Here is a 24,328-nt window from a genome sequence, read left to right as displayed (position 1 = left end):
ACTCGATCCCCTTCCGCTGCCTGATACCCATGCCGGTCAAAAGCTGACCGAAATACCGGAGTTACCCACCTCCTATCTTTGCATCGGAGACACCGTCTCTCCATCCTTCAACTTCACCGCGTTGTCATACGGATTGGTGATGAAAATAAGTGTCTTCGCATCCCTCAGCACGTGCTGTTCCACGATCCCGATCTGTCCCGGAACATCGACGTCAAGCACGCCATCCGTCACGGACCAATGGGAGCCCTTGAATGAATCTCCCGGGACATTATCCACGGAGAACATGACCGTTCCATCCGGTTGGAAGCTGCGGACATAATGTTTGCCCGCATGGTAGTAAGACCAGCTACCGATGAAATCCGATGGTCCCGCGGACGTGGCCATTCCTTCCTCGAACTGGAGGATACCTTCGCTGTGCACCGGCCCCGTGATCTCCTTCGAGCGTGCGTATGGATCGATGGACGCCCGAATGGTCCAGCGTCCGCGTCGGAAATCGGAAGGCTTCAGGTCGAGCTTGTAAACATTCGCGTCCACCTTCTGCAGCCCTCCCGTGCTGCCGGTGTGGAAATCCTTCGCGACCAACTCGCCATCGCAGAAGAGGCCGACATCATGAACCATGATGGCATCCTTGCCGTTGATCCACTTGAAGATGGCCCGATAGCTCGATCCCTTCCAGATCAAGTGGGTGACATCGAACTCCAGTTGCTTCGGCTCAAACGAATCCATGCTCCAGCGGAAATCCCGGGCCGGCAGGCGGCGCACGAATTTCTCGCGGTCCAGCGGAATCGCCTGCACCGGTTCCTGAGCGTCATTGCCATGGATTACCGCTTGGTTCACCAGCAGGCGGCGCGGCGTGTCGCCCGGAACATTGAGATCCACCTTGCCATCCAGCACACCCAGTTCGAGCGAACCGTCGTCACGCGCATCCATCGCGAACTCGGTCCCGAGATCCACGACATTGCCCTTCGCATAGTCCACGCGGAAACCCTCGGCCCCCTTGGGCACGGATGCCACCAGCTTGCCAGCATCGAGTTTTCCGGAAGTCTCGTCATTGATGGTGAAATCCGCCGGCCCTTCCAAGGTCACCCGGACGCCACTTCCGTAGGTGACCTCCACCAGTCCGGATTGGAATGCCAGCCGTTTGGCCACGCCTCCATGACCCACCAGATCGGGTTCTTCACCCGATTTCCATTCCACGCCCATGAGGCCGGTGATCCGGGCGGCCGGTGAGTGGGATGTCTCGAGCTTTGGTGCCGGACGATGGTGGCCGAGTTGCCAACCAATCACGAAGATGGCACACGCCGCAGCAGCCTGGAAGATGATCCTGAATGGAAAGCGGACGACCTTGTCCCCTTCCACCGGCGGTTCGGCTCCTGCGATCGCTTCCGGCATCATGCCTTCCTGCGATGTCACCGAAAGATAGTAGGCGAGTGCGTCAGGAGAATCCAACATCTCCTCCAACCCCGCCATTTCCGTACGTGAGAGCGTCTCGCCGTCCATCAGGCGATCGACTAGCCGGCGGAGTTCCGGGCTGGGTGGTGCGGATGTCATTGGAAAGCGGCGAGTTTTTCCTCGATGCAGTGGCGCAGCGCCAGCCGCAGCCGGGAGAGGGCCTTTTGCAGGCGATTCGGGGCCATATTCTGTTCGCGAGCCTGCGCGGTCAGTGAACCCCGATCGAGATATTTGAGTTTCAGCAGCGCGAAGTCCTGCGGCTTCAGCGTGGAGAGACAGCCCTGCAAGGCGGAGAGGCGGCGGTCGTTTTCAGACGCCCGCTCCTCGGCGGCACCGGCGATTTTCTGGAGGACATCCTCGGAGAAGGTCACCAGCTTGTCCCGCTGGGCATCACGCCGCTGGGCGAGGGTCTTGAAATAGGCTGTCTTGAATATCCAGGCCTTCAGGTTGGTGTCCGGCTTGAACTCCCCCCGCCTTTCCCATGCGAAAAGCATGGTTTCCTGGACGATGTCCTCGCAGAGGTGGGGATGTGGAAAAATGGAAAGCACGTAGCCTCGCAAAGCCGGGCGCAGAGCCTCGATCGCACGCGTGAAGCCCACCTCGTCGAGAGGCGGGGCTTCATCAGGCTCCGAAACGGGCTCCATCATGCCGGTTCATACCCGGATTCCGGCAATCCTGACATCAAAAATGGAAATCAACAACGACGACGAACCAACGCCAGCAGACCGAGGCTGCCGATCAGAGCCACGGAAGGTTCCGGCACGGCAACCGCTTCCAGGCGGATCTGGTTCACGTTCATCGCGGTATTGTAGATCTTGAGTTCGTCAATCCGACCGTTGAAGAAGTCCGTGTTGTTCGAATTGCTGCCGATCCGGAAGATCGTTCCGGCTTCATCCGTGAAAGTGGTCGCAGCACTGCCGAGCGCGAAAACATTCCCATCCACATAGCTCGTCACCGTGCCGTTGTTCCACGTCACCGCGATGTGATGCCAGTTTCCGTTGAAGCCCGCGGTGCCGGTCGAGAGATAGTCGGTGTTTCCGAACGTGGTGAATTTCAGCCGGTCAACATTCGCCACACCAAGTCCCCAGCCGCCGTTCGGGCCTGTTCCGAACACCCGATAGGTGGTAGACGCAGGCAGTCCGCTGGTATTGATCCATGCCATCACAGTGAAACTCCCCGTGCTCGGGCCAGCTTCCGCCAAACTTTCCAGCACACCACCGGCAGTTCCAGGCACCGTGAAGGAACCGCTGCTGGCGCGCGTGAAAGCCACCGAGGACCCGAATGCCGCCGCTGTCGTGGAATCCACCGTCAGCGCGCCATAGGTTCCGGCGGTCACCGAACCTTGCGAATACGTCAAACCACCTGCCGATGCCGTTCCCGTGAGGCCGTTGCCCGAGGAATCGGCGACATTGCCGCTGCTTTCATTCAGATTCCAATACGCCACCAACGCGCCATCCGCGGAGGCCAGCATCAACAGGGAAAGGGCGGACAGCGAAAACAGCTTGGAGGAATTCATGGGAGGAAGGAAACGATGCACAAACAACGATTGCGCCGTTCCATACCTTCCCGCCTCCGAAGCTGACCAAAAAAGCTGGTCCGCCGCGACGGACCAGCTTGTGAACCTAGCGTCCGATCAGAACTCCCCGCGCAGTCCCACCATCACGCCACGCCCGGCCATGGGCGAAATATCCTTCAGCACCGAGGTGCTCTGGCGGACTTCGGCATCGGTAAGGTTCGAGCCCTTCACATAGAGCGTGGTCTTCACACCACCGAGATCCAAGTCGTAGCCGAGACTGGCATTGACGAGGAAGTAGCCGTCGGTCGGCAGTTCGTTGTTGGCGGTGCGGTTCTGATCGGCGGCCGCGATTCCCTCCACCCGCGCGCTGAACTTGCCGATACGGTAATCAAGGGCCGCGGTTCCGCGAAGCGGCGGCATCTGCGGCAGATCCTCGCCGGTGCGGCGGTCCTCGGCATGGACGAAGTCCGCACGCAGGATCAAATCGAGCTTCTGCGTGTCCGGATTGAAGGCAGCGGGGATCTGCGCCTTGGGATCCGCCATGACTTTCGTATCGCTGGCTTCGGCTGGAGCGAGCAGGTGGAAGACCGCTTCCGCTTCCGCGCCATAGATGTCCGCATTGATGGCTTGGTAGTTGAAGATCGGCAGCAGTTCCACCGGATCGATCACACCCGTCGGTTGGAGGCTGATGTAGTTGTTGAATCGATAGTAGAAGCCGCTGACGCTGCCGGTGACAAAGCCCGCGTTTTTCTTCACGGACACATCGAGCGCCCACGAGTTTTCGGTACCAAGATTCGGATTGCCGACCTCAATAGTGCCGGTGGCGACATGAGGACCGTTCGCGAACAACTCCACATAGGTCGGCGGACGCTGCGTGTAGGCGAGCGAGGCGGTGATTGCGTAATTCTCGACGGGGTTGTAAACGATGCCCGCCGAACCACTGAACGCATCAAAAGTGCGATTCAGACCCGGGCCGAACTTCGGATCCGCCTCGGTGTCATTGGTCTGGTGGTCGTAGCGGGTGGAGAATTGCAGACGCACCTTGTCATTGAGAGCATACTCTTCAAAGACGAACGCGGAACTGGTCCAGTTCTCGACGTGTGGCAGGAAGGCCTCGTCCCCGAGTGCGGAGAAATCGCTCTTCTGAACCTCCACTCCGAACGCTCCCTCGAAGCCGTGGAGCTTCTCATGCAGCAGTTCGGCACGGGCATCGAATCCCTCGATGACGAACTGCGTGCCGGGTGCACTGCCTTCGAACTCGGTGTGGGTGTAGTCGGAGTAGCCGAACTTGTAATTGATCTCCTTGATCCAGGATGCCGGATGATAGAACGCACCACGGAAGTCCCAGCGGCGTTGGCGCAGGCCGATGGTGACGTCCGGCTCGGCCACGGTGCCGTAGGTGGAATCGATGCCGGAATAGGAAAGGCCGACATAGCCATCGTCCCACACATACGCGCTTCCCAAGCCTGCGCCCTTCGAGTCCGTGGCGCTGTTCGGCAGGATGCCGTAAGGCTCCGGCGTGCCGGGGGGCAGAGGATTCAGGAGCCTCTCGCGCTCGGAACGGGCGAAGCCGGGAATGTGGATGTCATCGGTCTGGCGGTCGAAGCCATCGAGATGGAACACGATCGGTCCCGCACCCCACGTCACCGCACCGGACGATGACAGCAGTTCATCCGCCGAACTCGCGCCGAAGTCGAATTTTCCCTGCGGCCACGTGCCGGAGAACTTTTCGGTGGGAATGCGATCATCGATCACATTGACCACCCCGCCGACAGTATTCGGTCCGTAGAGCAGCGATGCGGGCCCACGAAGCACCTCCACGGATTTGATCGTGAGCGGATCGGAAGCCACCGCGTGGTCCGGGCTCACATTCGAGACATCAAGCACCGATGTGCCGTTCTGGAGGATCCGCACGCGGTCATCGCCGAGACCGCGGATGATCGGACGACTGGCTCCGGGCCCGAAAGAAGTCGAGCTGACACCCGGTTCGTTGTTCAGCGTTTCACCGAGGGTCGGCTGGAGCTTGAACTGCAAGGCGTCCCCCTTGAGCACGGATGCAGGTTGCACCTGTTCGAAGAGGGTCTGCCCGAGACGGTTGCCGCTGACGAGCACATCATCGAGCGTGCCGAGTGCTTCGTCCGACTTCTTCTTGTTGGAGGAGGTGGTATCTTCGGCGCAAAGCACCGGGGTGATCGTAGCGAGGAAGCTGATGCTGGTAAGAATGGAACGGGAAAAGAGTTTCATGTTGTTGGAACGCAGGCATGGCGGCGCCTTTGAAAAAGGGTATTCGCGGACAGGCGGACACGCGCCGCCATGGGCGTCGTGCTGTCGCTTCAGAAACGTCGGGGGAATGGATCCCCGAGGTTAGGGCGCGCGCGGAGGGGCCTGGGCGAGAATGCCGCCGATCAAATGGCCGGGAATCACCGCCACCCGGCAGACGGGCGGCAGGACCTCGGGCAGATGCGCAGCCATTACCGGAGCCGGAATCACGGCTGGCGGCGGCACATCATCAAGCGTGCCGCTCGTAAACAAGGTCACCTCGCACTGGTGGTCCGGATGACCGGCATCACAGTGCAGATCGTGGTGCAGCCGGGCTGACCCCGACATCATCACCATCAGGGCAAATTGGAATAGCAGGATGCCAACAATGGCAGCCTTCAGCAGACGGAATTTCCGGAGCCGTTCCACGGGCACATCATGCCCGCTTTAGCAACTTTTATGCAAGAGCAAACCCACTGTTTCCTATTCCGCCATCGCGTGATCGGCACCCATCACGATCCTGCCAGTCTGCGGATGGGACAAATGGGATCTCACCACGGCGATGAGAAACAACTCCGCCCACAGCACCCCGAGCCACAGAGCCAGTTGGAAACCGATCCGCAGCTTCTTCCGGAGCGGAGCCGGAAACAACCGGGGTAACACAGGCATCATCATGGCATGAGCATGCCACCTTTCGCAGCGATTGGCTGACGGCGGCTTGTGTTGGATTCGCGGTCGATTGCGGGATTTTGTCTTTGCCGGATCGCCACCGGATGGAGAGAACTGCCACGATGAGTTTCATGTGGTTGGTCGCGAGCGGGGCGACAAACGTCTCCCCGTTGTTCGCCTTGCTGAGCCTGGTGTTGATCCTGGCGGTGCTGGTGTCGCTGGTTCTCATCAAGTTCCGCCAAAGCCTGCTCGTCGGCTATCTGCTGTGCGGTGTCGTGATCGCGAATTGCGGTCTGCTGCCATTCGTCGGCGGTCGTGAGGAAAGCGACGCGGTGATTTCGCATCTGGCGGAGATCGGTGTGATCCTGTTGATGTTCACGCTGGGCATCGAATTCTCACTGGGCGAACTGGGCCATCTATGGCGCAAGGCGCTGATAGGTGGTGGATTGCAGGTCGGTCTCACCGGTGCGATCGCAGGCGGGATCGCGAAATGGCTCGGATTTCCCACGGCGGAGGCGATCGTGCTGGCGGTCGCCGTTTCCCTCAGTTCGACAGCGGTGGCGATGAAGTCCTTCCAGGATCTCGGACAGCCGAACAACCCCGGCGCGCGCGTGGCACTGGCCATCGCCTTGTTCCAGGACCTGCTCGTGATTGTCTTCATCCTGATCCTGCCGTCGCTCTACGGGAAGAGTGACGGCTCGGTGGCCGGTGGAGTCCTGGTGGCGATGGGCAAGGGCGTCCTTTTCCTAGGCGGCGCCTTGTTGCTGGGCCGTTACGGTATCACACCGCTGCTGCATGCGGTGGCGCGGACACGCAGCCGCGAGCTGTTCACTCTCACCGTGGTGGCCCTGTGTTGCGGCGTCGCGATGGCAGGCGGCGCGCTCGATCTGTCGCTTGCCCTGGGTGCCTTCGCCGCAGGACTGGTGGTCAGTGAATCAATCTACAGCCACCGCATCATGGCGGACATCCTGCCCTTCAAGGATCTCTTTCTGGCGCTGTTCTTCATCTCGGTGGGCCTCCAGATCGACCTGCGGGTGATCGCCGCGGATTGGCCGCGCGTGCTCGGCGGCTGCATAACCATCCTTGCCTTGAAAGGTGGTGTGGCCTTCGCCGCATCACGGGTGCTGAAGCTCCCGCCCCGCCCCGCCCTGCTGGCTGCGGCCTCGCTGGCGAGCACCGGTGAATTCTCGCTGGTGCTGATGCAGAAGGCATCCTACCTGCGCGCCTTCGACCCAGCTACGGTGCAGCTCCTGCTGATCTGCAGCGCCGTGACCATGGGTCTCGTCCCGGGTTTGATGCGGTTGAGCGGTCCGGTAGGCCGCAAGCTGGAACTGCTCGGCTGGCTCAAATCCAAGAAGCCCCTTCCCGAGTCCCTCGCTCCATCCAAGGCCATCAAGGAGATCGGCGACCATGCCGTCATCATCGGCTACGGTCCGGTGGGGCGCTCCCTCAATGAAGCCCTCAAGCGCTGCGGCGTGGCCACGCTGGTCGTGGAATTGAATTCCGACACGGTCCGCGACCTGAAGAAAAAGGGTCAGCTCGTCCTCTTCGCGGACGCCACCCATCCGGAAGCCCTCGATCTCGCGGGCATCGGGCGGGCGCGTCTGGTGGCGTTCACGTTTCCAAACACTACCGCCACCCGCATCGCCCTGCCCCTCGTGCGCGAGCGCAATCCGGGCATTGTGATCTTCGGTCGCGCCAAGTTCCCCGAGGAAGTGGAAACGCTGCGCGCGCTGGATGTCATCGTCATTCATGATGAACGCGAAAGCGCGGTCGCGATGGTGCGCTCGGCGATGAGTTCCTATCTCCGCGCGGACATCGTTCCGGAGGAGGTGGTCGGGGATGTGATGGACGCGAGCTGATCAACGGCCGTCACGACCTCGTTACAAAAAGCCCCGGTCCGGCTGTTGACCTCCGCCGGTCAGCAGCGAATCTTCTCCCATGGCATTCCCCATCCGCAGTCCGCGCGACATGGTCGGCGGCATTTCCGTGTTCGGCCGCATTCTCGACAAGATCCGGCTCACCGCCGAAAGCCGCCTTCCCGATGGCTACCACATCGGCCCGATCGCCGGGAAACGCACCTTCGATGACCGGGTATGCCGCTTGCTTGGCATCGACTTCGATGATCTCCAGCAGCGCACGCTGCAGGGCGGCACCGATGAGGAGATCCTCGACTGGTGCTTCGATCACGGCCGCAAGCCGGACCAGGAACAGATCGATGTCTGGAACGCCTTCATGCGCAAGCGCGGTTGGAACGACGAAGCCGGCCTGGTGGAAGCGAAACAGGAAGCCGGCTTCGAAGACCGCGAGGATATCCAGACCTTCTTCGATCTGATGGATGCGGAAGAGCGTCCTTGAGAAGCCTCCGTCATCATATCATTCCAAGCCATCCGTTCAAGCGGATGGCTTCAGAGAGGGCATCATCCCTGCCACGTCCAGTTCATCACCACCTCGATGTCCGGGTGCAGGCTGTGATGGACCGGGCAGCCGCGGGCGGCGCTTTCCAGCACCTTGCGCTCGGGATGATCGGCGGAAAGAGGAATGGTCATGTCCACCTCCAGCTTCGCGATGCGGCGGGGCAGATCTTCGGACATGTGCTTGCGCACCACCACCTTCATTCCCTCCACCGGGATTTCCTTCCGCTTTGCGACGATGCCGATGACGGTGGCCATGCAGGCACCAAGTGCGGTGGCGACGAGATCGGTGGGCGAGAATGCTTCGCCGCGGCCGTTGTTGTCCACCGGAGCATCGGTGGCAATGCGGTTGCCGGAGGGCACGTGAAGCGCGTTGCAGTGCAGGTCGCCTTCGTAATCGATGCGGATTTCAACCATGGTCGGGATCGGTCTCGGATTCGCTGGAGTTCTCTTCGGTGAAGGGGATTTTGGCAAGCACCACACGGAAGCCGTAGATATCGTCACTCACGGTCGGAGGCACGGCATTGCGGTATCCGGTGTAGAGGTTGGCCGGTTGGAACGTGCTCCATGACCCGCCCCTGAGCACGCCATACGGAGTGTGGGCCGGTGCTCCGGGTTTCTGGGATTGCGCCACCGGCTTCAGATCGTCCGATACCCACTCATAGACATTCCCGCAGAGATCGTAGATCTCGTAGCGTTTGTCATTGAAGGTGACGTAGGACGGAGGAAACGACCCAACCGGAGCGGAGCGTTCGAAGCCATCCTTGTATCCGGGAATCGCCCGGCTCGGCTGCATGCCCCGGGCGCCATCCGCGGAAACATCGGCGAGATTGGCGAATTTCTCCGGCGGCGGCCAATCCGGTCCCCAGGGAAAAATGTGCGGCGCATGCACGTCACGCCATTCCGGCGTATGGTTGGCCGGTTCATTGAGGCCCGCGATCAGGCTCCATTCCCAGTCGGTGGGCAGGCGGTACTCGTGCATCGCGGAAATCAACTGGTCATTGCGATCCCGCTGGGTGAGCCACACGCAGAAATCCCTGGCGTTGTTCCGGGTCACATCGCTCACCGGATGACTCTTCATGTCCTCCTTGGTGACGACCTTTCCGCCCGCCTTTCTCGGCTCCGCCTTGCGGAACTCGTCGTACTCGGAGATTCGTGTCTCGTAGGCGGAAACCATGAGGTCCTTGGTGACCGGTACGAACTGCATGCCGAGGCTGTTCTTCCAAGGCCTGTCAAATCTCACGCCCTTGTTCTCCTGAAGATTCACATTGAAGGGCAGGAAGCCCTCCGGCTCCATCAGCGCCGGAGGTGAGGACTTCTCATCGAAGGTGACCGGCTTGTATCCTTCCAAAGTGATGCTGAGAGTGAAGGGCCCCGGCTTGATCCGCTCGATCTCCAGCGGGACGGTCGTGTTGCCCACGAAGCGTCCGTTGAGCAACACCGTGGCTCCTGAAGGGTTGGTGCCCACGGTGATGCGGCCATAGGGAATCAGGCGCACGAACACCCGGAACGGATGCAATCCGGCGGCCCGTGCGGCTTCGGTTCCCGCCGGATCGGATGGGTCGTTGAACTCGGCCTCGAACCGCGGGATCATCTCGTACTTGTCACTCAGGCGTCCGCCCTGGATGGCGTCATCACGCAACCAGTCGCAGAAGGCTTCCGCATCCTTGCGGGAAACCGCGGCCACCTTGCTCGTCTTGCCGTTTTCGGAAGCCTTGAGGAACTTGGTCTGGCTGTTCTGGAGTTTCGTCTTGTTGGCGAACTCGATCCACGCCGCCTCACCCACATAGGTGGAGGAAACGTGGCCCTGCTTTTCCGGAATGTAGCGGACCGAGCGGTTTTCCCATGGCTCGCCGATTCCCGGCGGTGTGAAACTCTTCAAAGGACCGCCCAGCAGAAGCGGGCTGCCGACCGCAGATTCCGGCACGGTTTCCCGGATCGGCAGGACGGCGTAGTGGTTCATGATCACCTTGTATTCCACCTCGGTGCCCACCGGCACCTTCAGGTCCAAGGGCGTGACACCAAGCGGTTCATCGCCAATGCCCAGAACGTCCGCTCCTTCCGGGAAACTGACGATGCGGATCTGGCCCATGCGGGGCGGCTTTGGTGATTTCCGTTCTTCGACAAGAGGCTCCTTCACCATCAGGTCCTTCACCCATGGAGCATCCTTGACAACCTCCCAGCCTCCGAAAACCACGAAGCCGCCGAGCACCAGCGAGGTCATCCACGCCGCCATGCCGGAACGCCTCCGCCGTTTTCCGCGCTGCAACCGCCGCAGTGCCTCCGCCAATTCCGCAGCCGTACGGATCTTGCGGCGGGAGATGTGCGGATCGCAGGTATCGCAAATCACCTTGTTGAGCTCCAGCCAGCGCTTGCGTTCCTCGACCGGTGGCAGTTCGTCCGGGAGTTCCGGGAAATCGAGACGATCCTTGCCGGTGGCGATCTCATACAAAACCTTGCCGAGGCTGTACACATCCGCCTGCGCGGAACCCGGGCCCTCCGGTGGTACGAATCCTTCCGTACCCACGAAGGTGCGCTGGTCGCGGGTGGCCACCAGACCGATGTCCGCCAGCTTCGCCTTTCCATTGACGAAGATCACATTGGCCGGCTTCACGTCCCGGTGTGCCAGACCCCGCTCATGCAGGTGGTCGAGGGCCTCCGACAATCGCAGGCCGACATCGATGCAAAGCCCCGTTTCCATGCGGGTGCCAGCGGAAATCTTGGAATCCGCCCGCAGCGTCCGCGGTTCGTATTCCACCGGGTTGATGTCCGCGCCGGAGCGGACGTCATCCCCCAGTTCCATCACGTAGTAATAGAACGAGGTCCCGTCCGGACTGCGTCCGACGTGGAGGATATTGACCAACCCCGGATGATCGCGGGAGATCGGCTCGAACTTGAGGATGCCCTCAAACTCCCGCTCGAAGCCGCGGGCGTCCTCGAAATCCTCGCGCCAGACGATCTTCACCGCCCGCAAGGCACCGGTCACGCCGCGCGCCAGCCAAACCTCGCCGTACGCTCCCCCCCCGATCTTCCGCAGGACCTCGTGGTCGGGAATGATCGGGTCGGGGCGGGTTCTATTCGGCATCTTCTTCCAGGCGGGCCAACTCTTTCTTCAATACCGAACCCACCCGGTGCTTGGCGAGATAGACTTGCGCCATACTGACATTCAGGTGGTCCTGCACCTTTTTCGCGTCCCACTGTTTCACCACATAGTAGTGGAAGATCTGATACTGCTTCGGAGATACCTGGGCCTTCACCCGTGCCAGAGCGGCATCGGCCACGTTCTTTTTCCATTCCACGTCCCAGAGACGGGCGAGCAGATCACCCTTCGGGTCCTCGAAACGGTCGATCACCGCGGTCTTGCGGTCATCCTCCCAATCCCCGCCGCTCATCGCGGTGTCCTTCTTGCGCTTGCGGAACTGATCGTTGATGCGCCAGCGCGTCATGTTCATGAGCCAGGTTTTAAAGGAACCCTGCTCCGGATCGTAGAGGTTGCGTTTGCTCTGCTTTGCGATGGAGAGAATGGTTTCCTGCACGCAGTCCGAGGCCTCGTCCGCTCTCAGGCCGGACTTGATGGCCACCGCGTAAATGAGGCGCCAGTAGGTCTGGTAGAACTCATCCCAGGTCTTCTGGTCCTCCCAGTTGTCCAGCCGGGCGATCAGGCTCTTGCGCGTTTTGGCGTATGCCTGCGCGAACATTTCGTCGCGTTGTTTGTCATCATCGTCGTCGGACATCCGGCCTCCATTAACAGGTTCCGGGGCAAAAGTCTTTCACTCATTGCGGGCGCGCAAGCGGAAGATCGGGGATTTCCGGGGCAACTGTTTGGCACTCCGTAAGATCCGGATGTACGAACTTTCAGCGAACTTGTTTACATGCGCCGCGTGCTGAGGTTAGGTTTCCCGGTCCATCATCTCCTCCCGTGCTCCGGCTTCACCCCCGGGGCCTCCCCCACGGCGAGTCGACATGCTCTCAAACACCCAGACACCCAATCCCTCGCAGACGGTCGAGCGGATCCGCGAAATCATCGTGGGCCGCCATTTGAACCGTTTGGAGCAGCGTGTGGCGATCCTCGAAAGGCAGCCTCATCATACGGATGGCGGCGCTTCGGAAACCCGGATCGGAGCCATCGAAGCCCGCGTGGAGGCACTCCAGCATCATTTCCAACGGTTGTCCGACAACCTGCGGTTGGAAAACGAGAGCCGCGAGATCCGGCATCAGGAGGAAATCCGCCGCCTGGCCGATCACATCCAGCAAACCCTCGCCGCACGGCAGGCCTTCGGCGGCACCGCCCAGCTTGAATCGAAGCTCGGCCAATGGCTCACCGATTGGCAGCATTCCGCCCACCAGCAAGCCGAAGCCCGGGACCGGCAACTGTCCGCCCAACTCCGTGATGAACTCGCCAAGGTCCGCGAGTGGGTCACTTCCGAACTTTCCGCCCACCAGCCGCCGCAGCATGAGCGCAACGAGCTGGAACGCCGCTTCGCCCTGATCGCCAAGGCCGCCCGCTCTCTGGCGGAGGCCGCGGAATCCGGATCCCTTCCTGGCAACCTCCCCCCACTGCCTTGATGTCCGCCGCACTCCGCCCCCTGCCCGCTCCGACACCCGCGCCCGTTTCCCACGGAGGGCCTTCCCCGCTGTGGAGCAGCCCGCCCGTGCCATTCGAGCCGTTTGCCTCCGTGCCCACGGAACGTCCGCCCCTGCCCGGACTCCCCGCCAATGCCGGACATGAGTTCCCGGCGTCCTGGCCGGCACCGCTTGCCGTGCTTCCGGAAGTACCCTCCGCCGATGCCACGCCCCAGGTATCCGTGCCGCGGATTTTCACTCCTGCTCCGGTCGATGCCGATCACGCGCCCCAGCCGCATGAGACGCTGGTCACGAGAATCGAACCGCTGGCGAAGGAAGGGCAGGAAGAAGCCGCCCGTGATTTCAACGACGATGATCTGCGCGAGGCCTTCGGCCCGATCATCGAGCAGGCCGTCCGCAGCGCGGTCTATGCCCGAGAAAACGGCATCGATACTTATCTGGAACCGATGCTGCGCTCGACCATCCGCCGCGCGCTGGCCGAATACACGCCGACCCAGCGTCCGTTCCAAGCTCCCGGTACGCTCTACCGCCTGCTATGGCGTCTCCAGGCACTCTTCACCAGCCGCACCTACGAGGACATCGTGTTCGAGAAAACCCACCGCTTTCAGGTGGAAGAAGTGTTCCTTCTGGATGTCCATTCCCTCGCTCTGGTTTCATTCGCCAGCAACCAACCGGGACGCCATGCCTCGGCCAAACGCGTGGAAGGCACCGTCCAGCGGCTGGCCCTCCAACTCCGCGATGCGGACGGCCGCGTACGCCCGGACTTCGAGCTTCCCGAGCACCGCAGCGCCGTCTCCCGTGCGGGCCGTTTCGCCGTGCTGGTGGCCATCGTCCGCGGCCGTAGCAATGAACTGATCATCGCGGATCTGGAATTTTCATTGAAGCGTATTGAGGATCATTTCCGCGACCGGCTTGTTCCCGGCGGCCCGCCGCTGATGAAGGACCTGCAACCTTTCCTGGAGGACTGCCTTCTCATCCAAGCCCCGGCCCACGCCGCGTGATCCCGGAAAACGCCGGGAGATTCGTGCCTGTCTTCTCTTGACCCATTGACCCCCTGACACTAGGAACGCCGCGCATGGGATTTGACACACTCGGGCTCTCGGAAGCCGTCCTGAAAGCCATTGAGGAATCCGGCTACACCTCCCCTACCCCGATCCAGGCGCAAGCCATTCCGTTGGTTCTGGCAGGGAAGGACGTGATCGGCGCATCCCAGACCGGCACCGGCAAGACCGCAGCCTTCGCGCTGCCGTCCTTGAGCAAGCTCACTCCGATCGGCAAGCCGCAGATCCTGGTCCTCGAGCCCACCCGCGAACTCGCCCACCAGGTCTCCGAGCAGTTCATCAAGTATGGCAAGCACACCGGCTTGAAAGTCGCGTTGCTCTACGGTGGCGTCGGCTACGGCCAGCAGCAGGAAGAATTGGCAAAGGGTGCCGACATCGTGGTCGCAACCCCGGGCCGCCTCGTCGACCATTTCTACCGCGCCACCATGCGCTTCGGCGAACTCAAGGTACTCATCCTCGATGAGGTGGACCGGATGCTCGACATGGGTTTCCTGCCACAGGTGCGCAAGATCGTGAATCTCTGTCCGTGGGACGAACGCCAGACACTGTTCTTCTCCGCCACCATGCCCCCGGCGATCCAGACCTTCGCCCAGTGGTGCCTCAAGGATCCGGTGGAAGTGGAAATCGCCCGCCGCGCCGTGGCCTCCACCGTGACCCACGCTTTCTATCCGGTCGCCATGGATCAGCGCGATGAACTGCTGATCGCCCTGCTGGACAAGACCGACTATCACTCGGTGATGATCTTCACCCGCACCCGCAAGGAAGCGGACCAGCTCACCTCGCTTCTCAAGACCCAGGGTCACGACAAGGTTGCCGCGATGCATTCGGACATCGCCCAGGCCGACCGCATGAAGGCCCTGCAGGGCTTCAAGGAAGGCAAATACGAAGTGCTCGTCGCCACCGATGTGGCCGCACGCGGCATCGACATCTCCGGAGTCTCCCATGTCATCAACTATCGCGTTCCGGAAAATGCCGAAGACTACGTCCACCGTATCGGCCGCACCGGCCGTGCGGAAGCGGAGGGCGATGCCTTCACCCTGCTCACCGCGGATGAACTCGATTTCGCGAAGTCGGTCGAAGTCTTCATCGACCGCAAGATCGACCGCAAGAAGCTCGAAGGCTTCGACTACATCTACACCGCGCTGCTGGACGATTCCCCGCCGAAGCCGGTGCGCCGCAAAATGAGCGGTGGTGGCGGCAAGAAGCGCCGACGCTGACCCGCCCTATCGCCGTCCACCAGGATTGGCATCCTTTTTGATTCCGGCAGTCATCCCTCGGATGGCTGCCGTTTGTTTTGAGCCCCTCGGGAACCGATTGAAGCCGGCCTCCGGATCGAGCGGTCGCTGAACCGCCAATCCCAAAGCCGGCTTCGTTCGATGAGTCGGATCTATCGGGGCAAATCTCTCACGGCACCGTCACGTGTAGGCGCACGAAAAACGGCCCGCTCCCCATGGGCACCACGTACTGGATCGCATTCCCCAGGTCGGACACGCCGCTGGGCGCTGTCGTCCATGTCACGAGGTCCGTCGAGGTTTGCACCACCCACGAAGCCACCGCACCCGGATCCTTCGGCCACGTGATCGTTCCGGAAACGATCTGCGGGTTCGTGGTGAATGAAGAGCCGGTCTGACCCATCAGGTATTCCACCCCGTTCCGCACACCATCGTTGTCATAGTCCAGATTCGCCGCCTGACCACCGGCATTGACCGCCGCCCAGCTACTGTAGCCGACCGGAGCCTGCACGGTCAGCGTGATGGTCGAGCCATCAACATAGCTCAATGCGAACGTATTCGTTCCCACCGTCACCGTCGCCCCTTCCGCCAATCCATTGAAGGTGCCGGTCAGGGTGTGTCCCGTGTAGTCCGCCAGCGTCAGCTTGGTGCCCAGCGGGAGCGTGCCGCTGCCGAGATCAGCGAAGGTCAGGTTCGCACCGGTGATCGTGAGATCGCCGCCGGTCGAGTCCAACCGGTCCGAAGTGATGGCCGTGCTATCAATCTGCAACGCCAGCGTCGCCCCCGTCGCGAGGGTCGCTCCCGCGACCTTGAACGTGCCGATACCCGAGCCCGGAGCCACCGTGCCGCCGCTGCCCACGCCCAACGCGGAGGTTGCGGAGCCCGTGCCCGCCAAAGTTCCCGCGCTGACCGTCGTCGCACCGGTGTAGGTGTTCGTGCCCGTCACCGTCAGGATGCCCGCACCCACCTTCGTCAGCGCGCCGGTGCCACTGATCACTCCACTGAGCGTGGTATTGCCCGCGCCACCGATGGAAACCGCGGAGGCCAGCGCTACCGTGCCACTACCCGTTGCCGTTGTACTGGTATTCGAATTGACCAGCGCACCGCCCGAGGAAATCCCGCTGCCATTCAAAGTGAGGGATTCCGCGCCGATCCCCTTGCCATTCAAGTCAACCGCTCCGGCGTTCACGATCACGCCGCTGGCAGCAGAGCCAAACGCCGCATTCGAGCCCGCCACCAACAAGCCGTTGTTGACAAAGACCGATTCACCGAAGGTATTCGCCCCGGATAGCGTCCAGGTGCCGGTGCCCACTTTCCTGATGCCCTGCGCGCCGGCGCCATTCGAGATGATTCCCGAGATGGTTCCCGTCCCCGCACCTCCCAGAGCGAGGATGCGGCCCGTGCTTGTCGTGGTCAGGGTGACAGGCCCCGTGACCACAAGATCGGCACCCAGATCCGACTGGAGGTTGATGCCATTGCCGCCTCCAGCGGTCAACGTCAGCGAGCCGGTCAACGTGGTGTTTCCGGATACGTTCTGGATCTGGGGAAGTCCGCCGCCAGCTGCATCCGAAAGCGCGGTAGCCGAACTGAACGTGAAGGCATTGGTCACCGTGTTGGTCCCGGTCAGTTGAAGCCTCAGCGTGCCGGTGGTGGTGCTGGTGTTGAGGTTCCTCACGGTGCCGGTGCCCAGGCCGGTGGGCTGGGTGATGACCAGCGAGCCGCCACCGGCGTTGATCGTGGTGCCTCCGGTGTAGGTATTCGCCCCGTTGAAGGTGGTGGTACCGACCGTGCTCTTGACGATCGCGAGATTGCCCAGCCCGCCGCCGATGATGCCGTTGACCGTCAGGCCGCCGGTGGAATTGGTGGTGCCGATGGTGAGGTTCTGCGTCCCCGCCGCACCGCTGCTGACATTGCCATTGATCGTCCCGCCTTCCGATCCGATCGCCGCGTCCCCTCCCACCGTGACAGCGGAGTTGAGCGCGTTGCCAATCCGCAGCGCGCCGCGGGTTTCACTGTTACCGGTACCGATGATGCTGACGGAGGAGAAGGCGCTGGGATTGGTATTGACGAACAACTGGCTGCCGCTACCCACGATCACCGAGGCATTCGGTGCGTTGACGCCACCGGAGCAATTCCACTTGTCCGCGTTGGATCCCGCATTGGTCAGCACAATCGTTCCATTGAAGCCCGTGACATTCGGCATCGAGGTGTTCCGCGCGGTGGTGCCCGCGGCGAAGTTCACACTGACGGTTCCGGTGCCGGTGATGGTGTTGCCGATCGCGTTGCCGGTATTCGTCGTATTGGAGGCAACGTATTGGAGGGTCGCACCGGTGGCGACGGAAACCGGACCGGTGCTGATACCGTTCACCGTGTTGGTGATGGTGCTGATCAGAGTTCCCTGGCTGACGGTGGTGCCGCCGGTGTAGGTGTTCGGAGTGCTGATCGTGGCAGAGCCGGTGCCGGTCTTCGTCAGCGTGCCGCCTCCCGCGATGATGCCCGCACCGGTCAGGGTGTAGGCCGTGGTATTGTTGAATGTGACGCTGCCCGGGTTCACCGTCACCGCCAGTGTCGGAGCGAAGCTGGTGGCATTGTTGTCGAAGACCACGCTGTCCAGGGTATGGAAGGTATCGGCCGCCGGTGTAGGGTTCAACCAGTTCGCGGTGGTGTTGATATCCCACACCGCGGAGAGGTTGCCCTTCCACGTCAGAGTGGAACCGGAAAGGATGAGGTTCACCGTCGTCGGATCGGTGGTCGTGTCGAAGGAATACGGGCGGAAGTTGGCGGCTCCGGCCAGCGTGAAATTCGCCGGAGTCGCCGTGGTGCCGCCGTGCTTGAGGACCGCTACGGTGCCTGCCGTAGCCGGAGTGGTCGAGAGCGAGACGTTCACGGTGTTGTTCACCGTCAGCGCTCCGGTGGCGGTGATGGCTCCGCTTGTCGTGGGATTGATGGTCAGGTTCGAACCCAGCGAACCTGCACCCATTGTCAGCGTGCCGCCAATGGTGCCCTCACCGCTCAACGTGGCGGCTCCCGGCGCGCCCACGGTCGAAACATTCAACGCTCCACCGAGAGAGCCGGTCAGGGCCAGGCCGCCCTGGGACAACGTCGTCGTGCCGGTAAAGCCGGAGCCATTGCCCGAGTAGGTCAGCGTGCCCGTGAAATTGCTCGATGTGGAGTTGACCTCAAGCGGAGCCGTGCCGATCAGCGCCCCCGAAATGGTGCCGCTGCCATTGTAGGTCGCCAGGCGCGCGGCAGCAGCCAGCGTCACCGATCCCGTGACCGTGGCATTCACCCGGATCGCGCCAAGCTGTCCCGCGCCTTCGGTCCAGCCATTGCCGGCAATGCTGAAGTTATTCGGATAGGTGCCCGCGCTCAAATAGATCTGTCCACCCGGTTGCACCTGCACCGCCGCCGTACCGAGACGGCCCGTCGCTCCGAACGACGCGCGTGCTCCCGTCTCCGCGATCACCGTGCCGGACATGGTGTTCGCACCGGTCATGTTGTAGGAGGAAAGCCCCGAGGAACTGATCCCTCCGAAGGTCACCGTGCCCGCACCGGAAATCACATTGGCAAAGATCGGCGCATCCCCGCGGAAGAACCGCAGCGTCGCACCACTCGCGGCGCTCACCGGGCCTGCAAGCGCGCCGGTGGTACCACCCACCCCCACCTGGAGCGTGCCGGTATTGATCGTGGTGGCTCCGGTGTAGGTGCTCGTGCCCGTGAGTGTCAGAGAACCCGCCCCCTCCTTGGTGAGTCCGAAGGCCCCGCTGAGCACGCCGCCAAGCGTCGTCGTGGAAGCCGTCGTCAGCGTGCGATCGCCAGTCAGCACACCCGCCCCGGTGAAAGTCAGCGCACCATTGTCCGTCGCATGGCCCAATGTTACATTCCCATCCAGGCTGAGTGGCGCGGCCAATGTCACCGCGCCGGTGCCGGTGCTGGAAAGCGTGCCACCCGCCAGCGAAAGGGTTCCGGAACCCACCGCTCCGTTCACCACCCGCAGCCTGCCGGCACCCAGTGTCGTGGCACCGGTATAAGAATTCGGCGAAAGCAGCGAAACGGTGCCAGTCCCTGTCTTCGACAGTGTGGTGGCGCCCACGATCGGGCCACCGCTGAAGGAGTAATCGATGGTCGAGTTCGAGAGCGTGATGCCCCCCGGTGAAACGAGGTCCGCGATGGTCACCGCCTGGTTGCTTCCCGGCGAGTCGTTGAAGGTCACCACGTCCGCATTGTAGAAAAGATCCGCGCCCGCCCCGCTGTTCCAGTTCAGCGAGGTCGCCGTGTCCCATAGCGAATTGGCGGAAGAGTTCGTCCAGGTCAGCGCCGCCGCCGCACCCGCCGTCAGCGTGACCACGCTGTTCGCGCCGGTGCCATAGTCGAAGGTCGCATTGCGGTACGTCGCCGACAGCGAGCCGCTGCCTCCGATCGAGCCACTGTACGCGAGCACCGTATAGGGAGTACCCGGCACCGGGATGCCGTTCAGCACGACCTTCTCCGCACCGTTGATCGTGAGATTGGAACAGGTATAGGCCCCCGGAGTGGAGATGTCGGCATAGACCGTCGCTCCGGTGGTTCCACCGAGCACCAGTGGACCACCCGTGACCGCCTCGCCGGAAAGCGTGGCTCCATCCGCGATCGTAACCGTTCCGTTCCCCGGAGTGGTGGCCACATAGTCGAGCGTGCCCGTGGCCACCGTGATCGCACTATCGGTCACTGTGCCCGAGAGGCGCAGGGTTCCCGCACCCGTCTTGGTGAAACCCGCCGATCCCGTCACCGAGGCCAGGATCAAGTCCGGATTGATGTCACCCGTCGTGTTTGACACGGCCACCGTGGCGTTGCTGGAAAAATCCACGGGTGCGCTCACCGTGGGCACCGCCGTGGCGGTCGCATTCGTGATCGTGCCACCTGCCGCAGGAGCCAGAATACCGGTGCCGCTCAGGGTTCCCGCGTTGAGATTCGCCGTGGCGAAGGACAACGAACCGGTGCTGCCCGTGGTGCTGGCGCTCGCGTTCACCGTGAGCGTGCCGATGCTGGAAGCCGCGGTGCCCACGTTGACCGAGCCCGCGTTCAGCGTCAGCACCGCCGCCGGATTGGCCCAGGCGAGGGACGAAACATTCAGGGTGGAAGTGCTTTTCTGGATCGTGACTCCCGCCAGGCTGTTGAGGCCGCCCGCTGCCGTCAGCGAGAGAATGGCCCTGTCGTCCAACACCACCGAACCCGTGCCGAGAGCACCTGCCGCTCCGGATGCCAATTCCGCGAAGTCATCGGTGGTCGAGCCCGTGTAGTCCACGAACCAGTTGCCGCTGTAGTTCGTCCCCCCGTTGTCCAGCGTCAGCGTGCGGTTGACAACCGATGATCCCGATCCGGTACTACAAATATAGTTGATGGTTCCGCTGCCGGAGAACTGGCCGGTGAAATGGGCGTCCACATCGAAGCCGCCGCCATTGTTGTCGATCGTGATCGTACTGCCGGACCCGCCCGCCACCGTGACCGGCGCGGCGATGTTGTAGATGGAGGAGCCGGTGCCGGCCTGCACCCGGATCGTGCCGCCGCTCTCCACACTGATCGGGGTCGTTCCGGTATAGTTTCCCGTCTGGGTCGTGGAAGCATGGATGAGCGGATAGTTCATCACCGCGCCACTCTGGATCGTCACGCCCGAACCAAGCAGCGTCGCAACAGTACCGGAGGCCGTGAGACTGCCGATCTGCAGCGTGCCTGCCGCCACCGTCACGACGGGAACGGTATAGCTGGCATTCGCATTCGTGAGGACCAGCGTGCCGGTCCCGGTCTTCGACCAGTTCGTCGTTCCAGCCAACACGGCTCCCACGGTGAGGGAGCCGCTGACATTGACCGCCGGAGTGGTGCCATCCAGCGTCAATGTGTTCGCATCGACACCACCGTTTCCGAGGGTCACTCCCACATCGCCGGTGGAACCGGTGTCATCGAATAGCACGCCATTCACCGTGGTGGGCGCGCTGAGATTGATGGTGGCGGCAGCGGTCCAGTCCTTCCGCAGATCCGCACGATCGGCACTGGTGGATGGGGCGGTTCCCCCCACCCAATTCGCTCCTGTATTCCAATCCCACGGCCCTGCCGAGAGATTGACGTCCCACACGATATCGGTGGCGGTTGCCAGACCCGCGGACAACGCGGAAAGGCTGAGGACAAGGAGGGCGGGGAGAGAAAAGGTATGACGGGGTTTCATGGTTTTTGGGCAATAGGATGCTCCGTATTTGATTCATCCAATTTTGATGCATGCAAGTACATTTCTTCGAACACCTGTTTTTGATTGGATTCCACCCGTCAAAAATTTGGACATATGACCGTTCATCGAACAAAAATGCCCGATTTTGACCAAAATCAAAACATCCGGATACCTCAAAAGGATGAGGCTGAAAGCCCGTGCCTTCAGCTTTGTATCCGATCAGCCCACCTAGCCCCAAACAGGCATGATGGGGGCCTCGAGGAGAATTGGGCCTCTAGGTTGAATCGACATTTAAAGCGTGAGGCCGGGTGTCTCTGATGTGGAGTGCGGCGAGACATCGCCGCTTTCGGCACGGGAGAGAAATCGACGGGAACTGCGGCACTATTGTGCGGGGAATGCCTGAACCCGTGGGGAGATGATTCTGGAATGCGGGAGCCGCTCCCTGGACACGAAGCCTCTTTCCGGCGATGTCCCGCCTCCGCTCAAAGCGGCGATGCCTCGCCGCACTCCAAATCCAGAGCGCCCTTTGGATGCTTCCCATCCAAAGCAACATGAATGTCGATTCAGCCTCGCATCCGCCTCCTGCGGCGCTGCCTAGCGGTTCAGCCGGTTTACCAAGTCCTGTGGAATACGGCTGGCATTCGCGTTCACCCACTGGCGGGCGGAAGCGGGATCGCGGCGCGCCCACTCGGTGGTGAAGCGCCAGTAGAGGCGATCGCGGCTGCCCTTGTCCGCCACCTTTGAAACAAAATCCAGAGAGGTTTGCGGAGAACCTCGGAAGGTCTCCTCCACATAGATACTCTTGGCCCGGTCCACCTCCGGACCATTGCCCATGCTGGTCAACCAACTCGCCGCCGCCACCGGATCGGACTGGGCATAGTAGCGGGAGACCCCTTCCACTCCCCGGACCTTCATTTCAGGAGGCAGCGAATCAACCCACGCTTTCGCCGCGTTCACATCCGTGCGTGCCCAGGCATCGGAAAGGGTTCCCGCGACCGAGCGGCGGGTGTCCGCATCCGCCAACGAAGCCGCCCATGTAGTGGCCTGGTCCATATCGAGATTGGCCAGATCGCGCGCCATGTTGCGGGCCACGGAATTACGGAAGTCGGGATCCTGCACCCCCGCGATCCAGTTCTTCGCATAGTCGAATCCATACTGGGTGACGTATGGCTGGAGGGCATTGAGCGAACGATCACGGGTCTCGCCTTCCAGGCCCGCCAGATAGTCGCGCGCCAGATCCGGATTGGTGGTTGCGATGCCGCGCATGGCCCCGAGCACCCAGTTGTTCACGCGCCCGGTGTCGGGTGTGATCTGCGCCCATTCAAAGGCCGCCTGCGGGTCCTTCCCCGCCCAGGTGGAAACCGCCGTCTCGCGCTCCCAATCCTGCGCGCCCTTCGTTTGAAGAAAGCCGAGCGCGGCATGCGGATCCCGATCCGCCCATGCCTGGAGCACCAGCGAAAGCTCCGACTCACGGACGCGCGCAAGCGGGTTATTACGGAACTCATCGTACACGCCCTCGAACTGGTCGGCGGGCAATCTTTCCAGAAACGCGAGCAAACGCTGGGTGCGCTCGAGGCTGCTGGAAGCCTCCAGAATCGGACCGAGTTCCTTATCCGCGGATCGGTCGCTTCTGTTAGATCCACGCCCGGCCACCGTGCTGCCATTCGCCGGACCCTCCGCCGACCGCTCGGATCGATGCGCGAGCAGGGATGGCACCGCATCCTCCTTGTCGGCCGCGCCATCACGATTGGCTGGAGCCACCCGGCCAATGATCACCCCGGCGACCAGCGCGACGAGCCCCGTTCCGGCATAAGGCAGGCAGCGAGCAAGAGTATTTTGTTTCATGCAAATAATAGCAGCGTTGAGAGGGTTATCTACGGCGGCTCAACCAGTTATCCTTCAACGCGCTGTCCACGAACCGACCAGCCTCTTTGAAATCACGGTATTCCAGAGCTTCAGGACGTGGTTTTGGTTGCCAGCACCCGGGTGGATGGAAAGACTGCGGTTTCATCCGGTCCTCCGGTGTGCCTCATGAAAGTCGTCGCGATCGCCAACCAGAAAGGCGGGGTCGGAAAGACCACCACCGCCCTGAATCTCTCCGCCGCGCTCGCGTTGCGCGGCCAGCGCGTGCTTTTGGTCGATCTCGATCCACAGGCGAACTGCACCAGCGGTCTCGGCATCGAGGTCCCGGAAGGTGGCAGCATGTATCCCGTGCTTATCGGCGAGCGCACTGTTTATGAACAGCTTCTGCCCACCGGTCGCGAGAATCTCTCTCTTGTTCCATCCGAAATGGACCTTGCGGGTGTGGAAATCGAGCTGGCCCGCGCGGACGACCATCTCACACGCCTGCGCAACATTCTCCAGGGATTGAAACCGAACGACTTGTTCGAGTATTGCATCCTCGATACCCCGCCCTCGCTGGGAGTCCTGATGACTTCCGCGCTCGCGGCATCGGATGAGATCGTGATCCCTCTCCAGTGCGAATGGTTCGGCCTCGAAGGCTTGGCCAAAATCGTCCATGTGCTGGAGCAGATCCGCGGCTCCGGAGCCAATGACGAGCTGACTCTCGAAGGCATCGTGATGACGATGTACGATGGCCGCACCCTGCTCTCCCGCCAGGTCGTGGAGGAAGTTGTGAAGTTCTTCCCGGAGCAGGTCTATCAGTCCGTCATCCCGCGCACCATCCGCATCGGGGAGGCTCCCAGCCATGGAAAGTCGATCTTCGAGCACGATCCCGTCGGCCCCGGTGCCAATGCCTATGGCGCGCTGGCGGACGAGTTCCTGGCACGCCGTGCGGCCAAGTCCGCGGCGGTGGCGGCGTCCTGACTGCTAGAACGTGGAACATTGAGAATACAAGCGTGGAACACCGTTCCCGCTTGACCTGTTACGGGCCGGGGTCAACACTTCCGCCTCTTTCGACGGGGTTCCGTCAACTCCTTGGT

General features: G+C 62.0%; 17 protein-coding genes. 6 read left to right on the top strand and 11 right to left on the bottom strand.

Annotated elements, in window-relative coordinates; translation table 11 throughout:
* Positions 1 to 72: 72 nt before the first annotated feature.
* From KBB96_RS05770 to KBB96_RS05745, 6 genes are all read right to left on the bottom strand, one after another.
* On the bottom strand, positions 73 to 1,551 hold the full coding sequence (locus KBB96_RS05770; protein ID WP_211633360.1) for a FecR domain-containing protein: 1,479 nt from the start codon (positions 1,549 to 1,551) through the stop codon (positions 73 to 75).
* Complete coding sequence (locus KBB96_RS05765) at positions 1,548 to 2,099, bottom strand: sigma-70 family RNA polymerase sigma factor (RefSeq protein WP_211633358.1); 552 nt, start codon at positions 2,097 to 2,099, stop codon at positions 1,548 to 1,550. Before KBB96_RS05765 ends, KBB96_RS05770 begins: the two co-directional genes overlap by 4 nt.
* A 47-nt stretch (positions 2,100 to 2,146) precedes the next feature.
* The gene (locus KBB96_RS05760) at positions 2,147 to 2,968 is read right to left on the bottom strand and encodes a LamG domain-containing protein (protein ID WP_211633355.1); all 822 of its coding nucleotides are present in this window, start codon (positions 2,966 to 2,968) and stop codon (positions 2,147 to 2,149) included.
* A 117-nt stretch (positions 2,969 to 3,085) separates the two neighbouring features.
* A complete protein-coding gene (locus tag KBB96_RS05755) occupies positions 3,086 to 5,212 on the bottom strand; it encodes a TonB-dependent receptor (protein ID WP_211633352.1) in 2,127 nt (708 codons plus the stop codon).
* A gap of 120 nt (positions 5,213 to 5,332) precedes the next feature.
* The gene (locus KBB96_RS05750) at positions 5,333 to 5,656 is read right to left on the bottom strand and encodes a hypothetical protein (RefSeq protein WP_211633349.1); all 324 of its coding nucleotides are present in this window, start codon (positions 5,654 to 5,656) and stop codon (positions 5,333 to 5,335) included.
* Between the two features lie 54 nt (positions 5,657 to 5,710).
* Complete coding sequence (locus tag KBB96_RS05745) at positions 5,711 to 5,902, bottom strand: hypothetical protein (protein ID WP_211633347.1); 192 nt, start codon at positions 5,900 to 5,902, stop codon at positions 5,711 to 5,713.
* A gap of 125 nt (positions 5,903 to 6,027) precedes the next feature.
* Between KBB96_RS05745 and KBB96_RS05740 the strand changes: the two genes are divergently transcribed.
* Positions 6,028 to 7,758, top strand: a complete 1,731-nt coding sequence (locus KBB96_RS05740) for a cation:proton antiporter (protein ID WP_211633344.1) — start codon at positions 6,028 to 6,030, stop codon at positions 7,756 to 7,758.
* 79 nt (positions 7,759 to 7,837) lie between these two features.
* Positions 7,838 to 8,254, top strand: a complete 417-nt coding sequence (locus tag KBB96_RS05735; RefSeq protein ID WP_211633341.1) for a DUF5069 domain-containing protein — start codon at positions 7,838 to 7,840, stop codon at positions 8,252 to 8,254.
* A 62-nt stretch (positions 8,255 to 8,316) separates the two neighbouring features.
* Here KBB96_RS05735 and KBB96_RS05730 read toward each other — a convergent pair whose 3' ends face one another.
* From KBB96_RS05730 to KBB96_RS05720, 3 genes are read right to left on the bottom strand one after another with little or no spacing between them, the layout of a single operon-like run.
* Positions 8,317 to 8,727 carry an OsmC family protein gene (locus KBB96_RS05730; RefSeq protein WP_211633339.1) on the bottom strand — a complete coding sequence of 137 codons (411 nt, stop codon included), beginning with the start codon at positions 8,725 to 8,727 and terminating at the stop codon, positions 8,317 to 8,319.
* Positions 8,720 to 11,395, bottom strand: coding sequence for a protein kinase domain-containing protein (locus KBB96_RS05725; protein ID WP_211633336.1), 2,676 nt, complete (start codon positions 11,393 to 11,395; stop codon positions 8,720 to 8,722). Before KBB96_RS05725 ends, KBB96_RS05730 begins: the two co-directional genes overlap by 8 nt.
* The gene (locus KBB96_RS05720; protein WP_211633334.1) at positions 11,385 to 12,044 is read right to left on the bottom strand and encodes an RNA polymerase sigma factor; all 660 of its coding nucleotides are present in this window, start codon (positions 12,042 to 12,044) and stop codon (positions 11,385 to 11,387) included. The genes KBB96_RS05725 and KBB96_RS05720 overlap by 11 nt, the downstream gene beginning before the upstream one ends.
* A 229-nt stretch (positions 12,045 to 12,273) precedes the next feature.
* Here KBB96_RS05720 and KBB96_RS05715 point away from each other — a divergent pair, with 229 nt between their 5' ends.
* The 3 genes from KBB96_RS05715 (at position 12,274) to KBB96_RS05705 (ending at position 15,172) form a co-directional block, all read left to right on the top strand.
* Positions 12,274 to 12,876: a hypothetical protein gene (locus KBB96_RS05715; protein ID WP_211633333.1), complete on the top strand. Its 603-nt coding sequence runs from the start codon at positions 12,274 to 12,276 to the stop codon at positions 12,874 to 12,876.
* Positions 12,876 to 13,895: a hypothetical protein gene (locus KBB96_RS05710; RefSeq protein WP_211633331.1), complete on the top strand. Its 1,020-nt coding sequence runs from the start codon at positions 12,876 to 12,878 to the stop codon at positions 13,893 to 13,895. Before KBB96_RS05715 ends, KBB96_RS05710 begins: the two co-directional genes overlap by 1 nt.
* Before the next feature lie 74 nt (positions 13,896 to 13,969).
* A complete protein-coding gene (locus KBB96_RS05705) occupies positions 13,970 to 15,172 on the top strand; it encodes a DEAD/DEAH box helicase (protein ID WP_211633329.1) in 1,203 nt (400 codons plus the stop codon).
* Between the two features lie 187 nt (positions 15,173 to 15,359).
* Here KBB96_RS05705 and KBB96_RS05700 read toward each other — a convergent pair whose 3' ends face one another.
* Together KBB96_RS05700 and KBB96_RS05695 are read right to left on the bottom strand one after the other, a co-directional pair.
* Positions 15,360 to 21,386: a beta strand repeat-containing protein gene (locus KBB96_RS05700; protein WP_211633327.1), complete on the bottom strand. Its 6,027-nt coding sequence runs from the start codon at positions 21,384 to 21,386 to the stop codon at positions 15,360 to 15,362.
* Between the two features lie 594 nt (positions 21,387 to 21,980).
* On the bottom strand, positions 21,981 to 23,231 hold the full coding sequence (locus KBB96_RS05695) for a hypothetical protein (protein WP_211633325.1): 1,251 nt from the start codon (positions 23,229 to 23,231) through the stop codon (positions 21,981 to 21,983).
* Positions 23,232 to 23,417: 186 nt separating this feature from the next.
* Between KBB96_RS05695 and KBB96_RS05690 the strand changes: the two genes are divergently transcribed.
* Positions 23,418 to 24,212, top strand: a complete 795-nt coding sequence (locus tag KBB96_RS05690) for a ParA family protein (protein WP_211633323.1) — start codon at positions 23,418 to 23,420, stop codon at positions 24,210 to 24,212.
* Positions 24,213 to 24,328: the final 116 nt, after the last annotated feature.

The organism is Luteolibacter ambystomatis, assembly GCF_018137965.1.
Taxonomy (GTDB): Bacteria; Verrucomicrobiota; Verrucomicrobiia; order Verrucomicrobiales; family Akkermansiaceae; genus Luteolibacter; species Luteolibacter ambystomatis.
This window is presented reverse-complemented; position numbering and strand designations above follow the sequence as displayed.